Genomic DNA, 9641 nt, shown 5'->3' with positions numbered 1-9641 from the left:
CTATCCCCTCAGCCCAGCCAACGCCCAACCAATGGTAAGAACTGGTTTAACTACGGAGGCCTGGCGCTTCCTGACCGGTGCGGGCAACATATTCGGTATAACCACCCGCATATTGATGAACGCCATCCGGTGTCAGTTCCAACACCCGGTTCGACAAGGCGGCCAGGAAGTGCCGATCATGGGACACAAACAGCATTGTCCCCTCAAAGGCTCCCAGGGCCGTGATCAGCATCTGCTTGGTGTCGAGGTCGAGATGGTTGGTCGGTTCGTCCAGCACCAGGAAATTGGGCGGGTTGAACAGCATCATCGCCATGACCAACCGCGCCTTTTCACCGCCAGACAGGACCCGGCAGCGCTTTTCCACATCATCCCCGGAAAAGCCAAAACAACCGGAGAGGGCCCGCAACGAACCCTGGCCAGCCTGGGGAAAGGCGCTTTCCAATGTCTCAAAAATGGTCTGGTCCCCGTCCAGCAATTCCATGGCGTGCTGTGAGAAGTACCCCATCTTCACGCTGGCACCGACAGTGACGCTGCCAACGTCCGGCCGGTCCGCTCCCGCCACCATCCTTAGCAACGTTGACTTGCCGGCACCATTGATCCCCATGACGCACCAGCGTTCCTTGCGCCGGATCGTGAAGTCGAAGCCTTGATAAATGCTCCGGCTACCATAGCCCTTATGCACATTGCGTAGAACAGCCACATCGTCGCCAGAGCGCGGGGCCGGTGGAAAGTCGAACATTACCGTCTGGCGGCGCTTAGGAGGCTCGACCCGTTCGATCTTATCCAGCTTCTTCACCCGACTCTGTACTTGGGCAGCGTGCGAGGCCCGGGCTTTGAACCGTTCGATAAACTTGATCTCCTTTGCCAGCATGGCCTGTTGGCGTTCAAACTGTGCCTGTTGCTGCTTTTCGTTCAGGGCCCGTTGCTGTTCATAGAATGTATAGTTCCCGGTATAGGTGTTCAGCGCTCCGCCATCGATTTCGATGATTTTGTTGACGATACGATTCATAAACTCCCGGTCATGGGAGGTCATCAGAAGCGCCCCCTCATAGCCTTTCAGGAAACTCTCCAGCCAGATCAGGCTTTCAATGTCCAGATGGTTGCTGGGTTCGTCCAATAGCATGGCGTCGGGTTTCATGAGCAGGATTCGGGCCAGCGCCACGCGCATCTTCCAGCCGCCCGAGAGCGCGCCGACATCCTTGTCCATCATCTCCTGGCTGAAGCTGAGTCCGGCCAGCACTTCCCGCGCCCGACCTTCCAGCTCATAACCGCCGAGTTCATCAAACCGGGCCTGCACCTCACCATATCGCTCGATGATCGTGTCCATCTGATCAGCTTGAGACGGATCAGCCATGGCTTCTTCTAGGCTTGCCATTTCCTTGGCGACATCACTGACAGGCCCGGCACCATCCATCACTTCTTGGACGGCACTGCGGCCTGACATCTCCCCCACATCCTGGCTGAAATACCCAATGGAGACCTGCTTCTCCACCGACACCTGCCCCGCATCTGGCTGATCATCGCCGGTGATCATTCGAAACAAGGTTGTCTTGCCGGCGCCGTTGGGACCGACCAGCCCGATCTTTTCCCCCCGGTTCAGCGCCGCTGACGACTCCATGAACAGAATGCGGTGTCCATTGTGTTTGCTGATATTTTCAAAGCGAATCATGTGCGGCTTGGTCCAGGGGAGCAAATAGAGGCCTTGTTATGCCACAAGCCGCATCGAAGCGTCGACCGCAGTCAGGGTGTTGGCAGAAAGCCGAATTCGACGCCCTGGCGCCAGTCGATACCGGGTTTGTAGAGGCCCAAGGCCACCATCTGGTTGGTAAAGGCGTCCCACCGCTCGGGCGTCATCGCCCCGATCCCCAGTGTCAGGGCGTCACCGCTTTCGACAATGCCATATTCAATCAACTTGGCGCGGGCGTAGGCCAACGTTTCGTCGTCCATTTCTGGGTTGTCCCGCTTAATCAGAGCGTTGGCAGCGGTCGGATCTCCATGCAGATATTGTTTCCAGCCTTCAATGGATGCCTCGACAAACGCCCGGACGACCGCGGGCCGTTTCTGTGTCAGATCCTTACGAACCATAATGGTCGCCGCATAGGACAGATAGCCATCATCAGCTAGAAGAAACACCTTTGGTTTCGCTCCACCCCTGGTGGCTGTCAGTGGTTCAGAGGTCACATAGCCCTGTTGGATAGCCTGTTTGTTCACCAGGAAGGGGGCAATATTGAAAGTGTATTTACGGATCTGATCATCTTCGAACCCGTAACGGGATTTCAGGTAGCGCCAGATCGTGTGCACAGTGGGATCGCCGACAGCAATCGGCTTGCCCTTCATATCCGCCAAACGGTTCACGTCCGGTCGGTCGTGTGACATGAGGATGACCGGGTCCTTCTGGAACAGAGCCGCCACGGTTACCACGGGGGCGCCCGCTTCCACCAGATTAAGAGTGAAATAGCCGTTGGACCCCATCGCGGCATCTATCGCGCCAGCGGCCAGTAACTGCTGTGGATCCATGCCCACCCCGCCCTGGCGCAGGGTCACATCAAGGCCACGCGCCTTGTAAAGGCCGGCGGCAATCGCTTGATAGAAGCCGCCATGTTCAGCCTGTGCCCGCCAGTCGGTGGCGAAGACCACCCTTTCCTGCGCCGCTGCCGGCAGGCCGCCAAACGCCAGTGCCATGAGCGCAATCCAGAATGTTCGCCGCATCATGCCCTTGTCCCCTTGCCCAAGCCGCGCCTGCGCTTTCCAGGTTAGGCGAAGGCATGGCGGAGACAAGCCTTGATTTTGATACAGGCAGCACGAGGCTGACCTGCCCCGCCCTTGTGTTACGGGACGATTGGTTGTGGTGATGCGGATCAGGTCCAGCAGCCCATGTTGGGTGGCGCCGATTGATTGGCCAAGCGTCCGTCGCCAAAGCGGTGACAATGCCGTGCAGCCTTACGTTAAAGAGAGGCCGAAGTGCCTATCTTCGTTGGCGCCCATGCATTGCCGATGGACGCATGCGATGGACGGGTTTATCAAGACCGCAAGCCATGCAACCGATATGCATGTCATTTTTTGACGGTGGAGTTTGTCCTGTCCGCCCTTACCCTACAGGAACGCCGTGTCGCTTGGTTGATGACATCGGTGCAGTTTGTCAGTGTGTTATCCTTCATGGTCATCATGCCGCTGGGGCCCGATTATGCCCCTGCGCTCGGGATTGATACGGCTCGTGTCGGCTGGGTGATGGCAGCTTATACCTTGTCGTCTGCCCTGGTAGGGCTGTTTGCGGCGATGGTGCTAGATCGGTTTGACCGTCGGCCCGCGCTCGGGATCTGCATGATTGGGCTGGTTCTGTGTAATGTCGCGGCGGCGTTTGCTTTTGATCTTTGGTCGCTGCTCTTAGCCCGAGCGGTCGCCGGCCTGTTTGGCGGGCCGGCGGGAGCCCTTTCTGTCGCGATCGTGGCTGATAATGTGCCACCAGAACGGCGTGGGAAAGCCATGGGTATGGTGATGGGGTCGCTATCGATCAGCGCGGTTTTGGGCGTTCCGCTCGCTTTGGAACTTTCCCATCTATTTGGCTGGCGGGTGCCGTTTTTGACCGTAGCAGGCATGGGCCTGATCATCATTATCGTCGCTTTGCGCCTGCTCGGCCCACAACGTTCCCACATGGGCGGCACACCGGTTCCGCTGAGTCAGGCTCCCCGGCACCTGATGCGTATTGCATATGGCATGTTGCCGGCTCTGGCCTTCGCTCTGTCTTTCATTGCCATAGTGCCCAGCTTCATGCTGATCTCTAATATGGCAGTGTTTGTGCAGTTCAACCTCGCCTTCCCACGCGAACAGTTAGGCATGCTCTACATGATCGGTGGGGCGTTGAGTTTCTTCGGTATGCGCGTGACTGGCGCCCTGGTCGACCGTTACGGTTCCACGCCGGTGACCACTGGCGCGGCCCTCGGCCTCGCAATCCTGATCTGGTTGCTTTATTACGATTGGCATTGGGCGGCACTGCCGATTGTGACGCTGGTACCAGGTTTCATGGTCTTTAACAGCGCCCGGATGGTGGCCCAATCGGCCGCCGTGTCCAAGGTTCCCGCCGCAGAGGATCGGGCCGGGTTCATGGCCTTGGTACAATCCGTCACCCAGGTGGCGGGTGGACTGGCCTCCCTGATCGCTGCCGCCATGCTGTCCACTGGCCCTGCTGGTGAGTTGTTGCATATGGAAGATGTTGCACTCGTGGCCTTGGTCATCACTTTGATGGCACCGCCGCTCATCTGGGCGTTGGAACGGCGGGTTCCGCGTGATGCCGGTATCAGCCACCGGGTGCGCGCTGTGATGAAGGGAACGTCTGGGGGGTGACCCTTTAACATGGGCGGGTTGAACTGCCCGGTTGCGCGATGAATCGGTCAACAGAACAAATAAAAACGCGGTGCTTGCACAGGCAGCACCGCGTTTTTATTGCACTAAAAAATACGGACACGTGGTCAGGCAGTGATATTCACAAAGCTACCCCGTGTACGACCAGAGGACACTGCCTCTTGACGTTCAGTTTCGGTCGGATTGGTGTTGGTCTGCTGATTATCCTGCTGGGTAGCAGTTGTCTGCTGCGCCTGCTGGTCCGAGGGGGGGACTGGCTGTACCCGTGCGCTGTTCTCCTGTGGGCGAACACCGGGGGTTTGAAACACGGAAGAGCTATAGGAGGAAACGCCGCTGATCGCCATCACTCACCTCGATTGTTGCTTTCAAAGTAAGCGCCGCGGCCGCCAACGTCAATCCGCCATCAACGCAGAGCCGGCGTTGTATCCATGCGCGTGTTGAGGTTTTTGTCATGGAATCGTCGCGGAAATCGCACGCGTTGGAACCGGGATAGGCTTGCCCCGTCCGAGGGCCGGGGTTATTGCTTGAAATATCGGATAAAACTCGGCCGCGCCGCCGTCAGGGGGCCAAGGTCGAACAGGGACAGGGGTAGACCTCTTGCAATCCACTGACAATGCCAGCGCTGCCGCTGGCCTTTGGTCGTCACGTTTTGCCTTTCTGATGGCCGCCATCGGCTCATCCGTCGGTCTCGGCAATATCTGGAAATTTCCCTATATGATCGGCACCGGCGGTGGGTCGGCCTTTATGCTGGTCTATATGGTCTGCGTGCTCGGGGTGGGACTTCCCATTCTAATGGCCGAACTGGCATTGGGCCGCATGGGCCGGCAGGGGCCGATCGAAACCCTGGTCACTCTGGGTCGCCGTTATTCTGGTCGGGCAGCGTGGGGGTTGGTTGGCTGTGTCGGTGTGCTGGCCGCCGTGCTGATCCTTTCCTTCTATTCAGTGGTGGCGGGCTGGTCGTTGGCTTACATTCCCAAACTGCTGACCGGACAGATGACCGGGCTGTCTGGTGCAGACACGGGCAAGGCCTTTAACGATTTCCTGGCCGACCCCTGGGCGCTCACCTTCTGGCATGCCCTGTTCATGCTGCTGACCATCATCCCGGTGGCCCGCGGCATACAGGCTGGCATCGAAAAGGCGGTGGTGTGGATGATGCCGCTGCTTTTCGCCCTTCTGGTGGTCCTATGCGTCTATGCCGGTGTCGAGGGGAATTTTGTGGCCGGCATGACTTATCTGTTTAAGCCGGATTTTGACGCCGTCACTTGGGATGTAGTTCTAGCGGCCACGGGCCAGGCATTCTTCTCACTGTCCATCGGGCTTGGCACGATGCTGGCTTATGGTGCTTACCTGCCCGGCGGTGTGTCCATTCCCCGTACATCGGTGGTCATTGTGCTGGCCGCCATCCTGACGGCGGTTCTGGCCGGCACCGCCATTTTCCCCATCGTCTTTGCTAATGGTCTCGACCCTTCAGCAGGGCCAGGGCTGGTCTTTGTAACCTTGACGGTGGCGTTTGGTGCCATGCCGGGAGGTGAGATTTTTGGCGCCGTGTTCTTTGTGTTGCTGGCAATTGCCGCACTGACCTCCTCCGTGTCACTACTGGAACCGATCGTCGCTGCATTTGCTGGCCGCACGGGGCTGTCACGGTCAGCGTTGGCCTGGATCGGCGGGATTGTTGCCTGGCTATTGGGTTTTCTGACCCTGTTCTCATTCAATATCTGGTCGGACGTACACCCGCTGGGCGGCACGCGCACTTGGTTTGACTGGATCGATTACCTTACCTCCAACATCCTGCTGCCCCTGGGCGGTGTGATGCTGGCTTTGTTTGCTGGGTGGGTGGTCACCCGGGAGGACAGCGTTAAGGCCTTGGGGTTTGAGAATCCGACATTTTACCGCGTATGGCGCCTGTTGGTGCGGGTAGTGGCACCAGTGGGAGTCGTCGCAGCGGTCGTTTCCAATCTCGCGTGATTGCCTGACAATGTCATGGGTCCGGTGGTTGCAGAACCGCCGGACCGGCCGCTATCAACGGCCATCATTGACCACCGTTGGTACGGCGGTGACCACCGTTGGTACGGCGGTGACCGCCGCTGCGCCGCACATGCGGCATAGCCAAGCCAGCGGCATCAGAGCCGTTGGTTCTGAATGTGTTTGCCTGTCAGTTGGCTGTGCTTGACGCGAACGCCCAGCAACGGCGTTTCTTTGAAGGAAGGGTTCCGGCGATGATCAATCTGCTGATGAATGTGCTTTGGTTGGTGCTGTTCGGCTGGAATGCCGGGCTCGCCTGGCTGACGGCAACCCTTGTCATGGTGGTTTCGATTATCGGTATTCCCTGGGCGCGGGCTTCTTTCAACATCGCCTTGTTCATGTTCTGGCCATTTGGTCGGGTGGCCATCGGCCGTGATGACCTGACCGGTCAGGATGATATTGGTACGGGCCCGCTGGGTTTCGTCGGCAATGTGATCTGGTTCCTGTTCGGCGGCATCTGGCTGGGCCTGGGGCACCTGATCATTGGGGTGCTTTGCTGCATAACCGTGATCGGCATTCCCTTTGGCCTGCAACATTTTAAGTTCGCCGGCCTTGCCTTTGCGCCTATCGGGAAGACGATTGTTGACCGGGAAGTTGTGGATGCAGTCCGTTACCGCTGACACTGGAAAGTCACGGGGCTGGCATAAGCCCCGTGACGAAGTTTGAGCATTACTTTGTTCATATCCGCTGGGACAGCCAGATCGCCGTGCGTGACCCCGCCTTGATCAGGGCGGAGAGCACCGGATAACCCGTCGCCAGTTCGGCCTCATTCGCAAGGCCGATATCCCGGTGTTCAAGCTCTTCGGCCCGAAATTTCTCGATTGTCGCCTTTAAAGGCGTCTCCGCCGGGTCTAGCATTGCCGCCTGCTCGGCATAATGCTGGTCAATCACCTCTTCCACCGCGACAGTACAGGCCATGGCCGCGCGGGTGCCCATGGCAGCGGTGCCGGCGCCCAAAACCCAGCCGGCCACATGCCACAGAGGCTGGAGCATTGTCGGCCGAACGCCGCGCTCACGGACCAGTCTGTTGAACGTGTCCAGATGCACCTGTTCCTGCTCCGTCATGTGCCGAAGCATGGGGCCCTTGTCTCCCTTGCCAAGAACGGCGGACTGGCCTGTATAAATGCGCACCGCCCCATATTCACCGGCCTGATCGACACGGATCATCTGTTCCAGGCTGACTTTTCGGTCACCGGGCAGGTGGCGGGGGCGGGCAGCGTCGGGGATATCACCGGGCTCGGCACCTGGGCCATCTTTCAGCGGCCGGGGCGACAGAAGATGGGGCGGCAGGGCAGGATTAGGCTGGGTCATCGAACCGACTCCGTGGAAAAGGCTGCCTTTAAAGCAAACATCGCCAACATCACGCTGATGATGGCGCTGTAGCCGGCAATCGAAATGCCGAATAGCGACCAGGGAATGTCGTCACAACGAACAACCGGCGCCGCCAGAATGGCCGCACGCAGATCGTCCAGGCCACCGCCACTGATCGGAGCCGTACAGGCGGTGAACCCTTCCCACCATTTCTGCTCCACCCCGGCATGAAAGAGCGAAATCCCGGCCCCGACTACAAAAACCAGCGCGCCAGCAACCAGACTGATCAGTCGTGGCGCTCGGTTCAGTTGCCATAGGGCAGACGGCAGCAGCGGCACAATGGCAGCCATATAGGCATAGCGCTGCCACCAGCACAGGTCGCACGGGTACAGCCCCCCCCAATATTGCGAGCCAAAGGCTGTGCCCAAAGCGGCCAATGCTGCCAGCACCAGCACGAGGGAGGGCAGGCGGGGGGCGGCCAACAATCGGCCGGTCGGTGGTAGTGTCAGGTTCATCATGGAACGACTATAGGCCGGCGTATTGGTTAGGCAAAGTGCCCCCCTGATGGGACCGATGGCCGCAAGCCGGGAGCGAACAATCACCATACTGACCTAAAATCTATCGCCCTTGTCGCGAGATTTCATTGACCGCCCGCTGATCATCACTATAGTGCCGCCTCGCGTTGATGCGCTCGGTGCCTCCGTGGCGAAATGGTAGACGCGGCAGACTCAAAATCTGTTGCCCGCAAGGGCGTGTTGGTTCGAGTCCGACCGGGGGCACCACTTTCCTTCCCTGACATAAATTTGTGACCGCGGTAGGTGGGGCCAATCCAGCGCCCGCCTGATGGTCCGCAGAGGGATAGGCCGAACGGCCTCTTGGCCTCCGCCTCCTTCCTGGTTAGCGTGTCGCCACCCGGATAACCGATCGGTTATCCGTACTTCTGTCGCGGAAGGAACACCCATGATTTCCAAGAAGACGGTGCCGCTGCTGCTGGCCGCCGCCCTTTGCATGCCATTGCTGCCGGTTCAGGCTGCTGATTCGCCCTCGATGCAGGTGGCCGCCGCGCCGCTGCGGGACCTGTTACCTCCCATATTGGCCGGCAATCATCGCTCCGATGCCAATAAGGCGCGGGACCAATGGCGCCATCCGGTGGAGACGCTGGAATTCTTCGGTGTTGAACCAGGGATGAGCGTTGTGGAGATCTGGCCAGGCGGCGGCTGGTATACGGAGGTGCTAGGACCGCTGCTGAACAATAATGGCCGCTACATCGCGGCGACCGCCGATCCCAATGGTGCATCGGCCAATACCTTGGCCGCCATTCAGCGCTTTAAGGACAAACTGGCAGCGCGTCCCGACCTCTATTCCAATACACAAGTGACGGGCTTTGGCTCAAAGGCGCTGGATTTCGTGCCCGCTGGCTCCGTTGACCGTGTGCTGACCTTCCGCAATGTCCATAACTGGATGGGGGCAGGCTGGGCAGAGGATGCCTTCAAGGCCATGTTCAAGGCGCTGAAGCCAGGCGGTGTGTTGGGGGTCGTCGAACACCGCGCCAGCACGGACAAGCCCCAGGACCCGAAGGCGGTCTCCGGCTACGTCCGTGAGGACCATGTGATCAAGCTGGCTACCGATGCCGGTTTCAAGCTGGTGGCAATGTCGGAGATCAACTCCAACCCGCGCGATACCAAGGATCATCCCAAAGGCGTCTGGACCCTGCCGCCGACCCTGACCCTGAAGGATCAAGACCGCGACAAGTATCTGGCCATCGGCGAAAGCGATCGCATGACTCTGCGGTTCGTGAAGCCGGCCAACTGATCCGTTCTTTTAAAACCCCGGCTCCGCATGGGCCGGGGTTTGACGCCCATGCCCTCTACAGGTAGAGGGGGCTGAGCTATCCCTTGTGGTCTCTCCGGCCTATTTCAGAAAAGTGACGTTTATCTGCAGAATGTTGT

General features: G+C 59.0%; 8 protein-coding genes and 1 tRNA gene. 5 read left to right on the top strand and 4 right to left on the bottom strand.

Features of this window, described 5'->3' with window-relative positions; genetic code table 11:
• Nucleotides 1-46: 46 nt before the first annotated feature.
• A complete protein-coding gene (locus CHU95_RS00060; protein ID WP_094452486.1) occupies nucleotides 47-1669 on the bottom strand; it encodes an ABC-F family ATP-binding cassette domain-containing protein in 1623 nt (540 codons plus the stop codon).
• 71 nt (nucleotides 1670-1740) lie between these two features.
• Complete coding sequence (locus tag CHU95_RS00055) at nucleotides 1741-2712, bottom strand: ABC transporter substrate-binding protein (RefSeq protein WP_094452484.1); 972 nt, start codon at nucleotides 2710-2712, stop codon at nucleotides 1741-1743.
• Nucleotides 2713-3066: 354 nt separating this feature from the next.
• On the opposite strand from CHU95_RS00055, the gene CHU95_RS00050 reads away from it, so the two are divergent.
• The 3 genes from CHU95_RS00050 (at nucleotide 3067) to CHU95_RS00040 (ending at nucleotide 7001) form a co-directional block, all read left to right on the top strand.
• Nucleotides 3067-4341 carry an MFS transporter gene (locus tag CHU95_RS00050; protein ID WP_245837748.1) on the top strand — a complete coding sequence of 425 codons (1275 nt, stop codon included), beginning with the start codon at nucleotides 3067-3069 and terminating at the stop codon, nucleotides 4339-4341.
• A 615-nt stretch (nucleotides 4342-4956) separates the two neighbouring features.
• A complete protein-coding gene (locus CHU95_RS00045; RefSeq protein ID WP_245837746.1) occupies nucleotides 4957-6324 on the top strand; it encodes a sodium-dependent transporter in 1368 nt (455 codons plus the stop codon).
• 251 nt (nucleotides 6325-6575) lie between these two features.
• Nucleotides 6576-7001 (top strand): YccF domain-containing protein, encoded by a 426-nt coding sequence (locus CHU95_RS00040; protein WP_094452480.1) that lies wholly within the window; start codon nucleotides 6576-6578, stop codon nucleotides 6999-7001.
• A gap of 58 nt (nucleotides 7002-7059) precedes the next feature.
• Here CHU95_RS00040 and CHU95_RS00035 read toward each other — a convergent pair whose 3' ends face one another.
• Both CHU95_RS00035 and CHU95_RS00030 read right to left on the bottom strand, forming a co-directional pair.
• On the bottom strand, nucleotides 7060-7692 hold the full coding sequence (locus CHU95_RS00035) for a demethoxyubiquinone hydroxylase family protein (RefSeq protein ID WP_094452478.1): 633 nt from the start codon (nucleotides 7690-7692) through the stop codon (nucleotides 7060-7062).
• A complete protein-coding gene (locus tag CHU95_RS00030) occupies nucleotides 7689-8210 on the bottom strand; it encodes a disulfide bond formation protein B (RefSeq protein ID WP_245837745.1) in 522 nt (173 codons plus the stop codon). The genes CHU95_RS00035 and CHU95_RS00030 overlap by 4 nt, the downstream gene beginning before the upstream one ends.
• Nucleotides 8211-8388: 178 nt before the next feature.
• Between CHU95_RS00030 and CHU95_RS00025 the strand changes: the two genes are divergently transcribed.
• Nucleotides 8389-8474 (top strand) — tRNA-Leu (locus CHU95_RS00025).
• Between the two features lie 178 nt (nucleotides 8475-8652).
• Complete coding sequence (locus CHU95_RS00020; RefSeq protein ID WP_094452476.1) at nucleotides 8653-9504, top strand: class I SAM-dependent methyltransferase; 852 nt, start codon at nucleotides 8653-8655, stop codon at nucleotides 9502-9504.
• The last annotated feature ends 137 nt before the right edge of the window (nucleotides 9505-9641 follow it).

The sequence above is a fragment of the Niveispirillum lacus genome, assembly GCF_002251795.1.
Classification (GTDB): domain Bacteria; phylum Pseudomonadota; class Alphaproteobacteria; order Azospirillales; family Azospirillaceae; genus Niveispirillum; species Niveispirillum lacus.
The sequence above is the reverse complement of the archived record's forward strand: the minus strand, read 5'-3'. Positions and strand labels throughout refer to the sequence as shown.

Coding starts and splice junctions, on each gene's coding strand:
- CHU95_RS00060 (WP_094452486.1), bottom strand. CDS start 1,669: ATGATTCGCTTTGAAAATATCAGCAAACACAATGGACACCGCATTCTG.
- CHU95_RS00055 (WP_094452484.1), bottom strand. CDS start 2,712: ATGATGCGGCGAACATTCTGGATTGCGCTCATGGCACTGGCGTTTGGC.
- CHU95_RS00040 (WP_094452480.1), top strand. CDS start 6,576: ATGATCAATCTGCTGATGAATGTGCTTTGGTTGGTGCTGTTCGGCTGG.
- CHU95_RS00035 (WP_094452478.1), bottom strand. CDS start 7,692: ATGACCCAGCCTAATCCTGCCCTGCCGCCCCATCTTCTGTCGCCCCGG.
- CHU95_RS00030 (WP_245837745.1), bottom strand. CDS start 8,210: ATGATGAACCTGACACTACCACCGACCGGCCGATTGTTGGCCGCCCCC.
- CHU95_RS00020 (WP_094452476.1), top strand. CDS start 8,653: ATGATTTCCAAGAAGACGGTGCCGCTGCTGCTGGCCGCCGCCCTTTGC.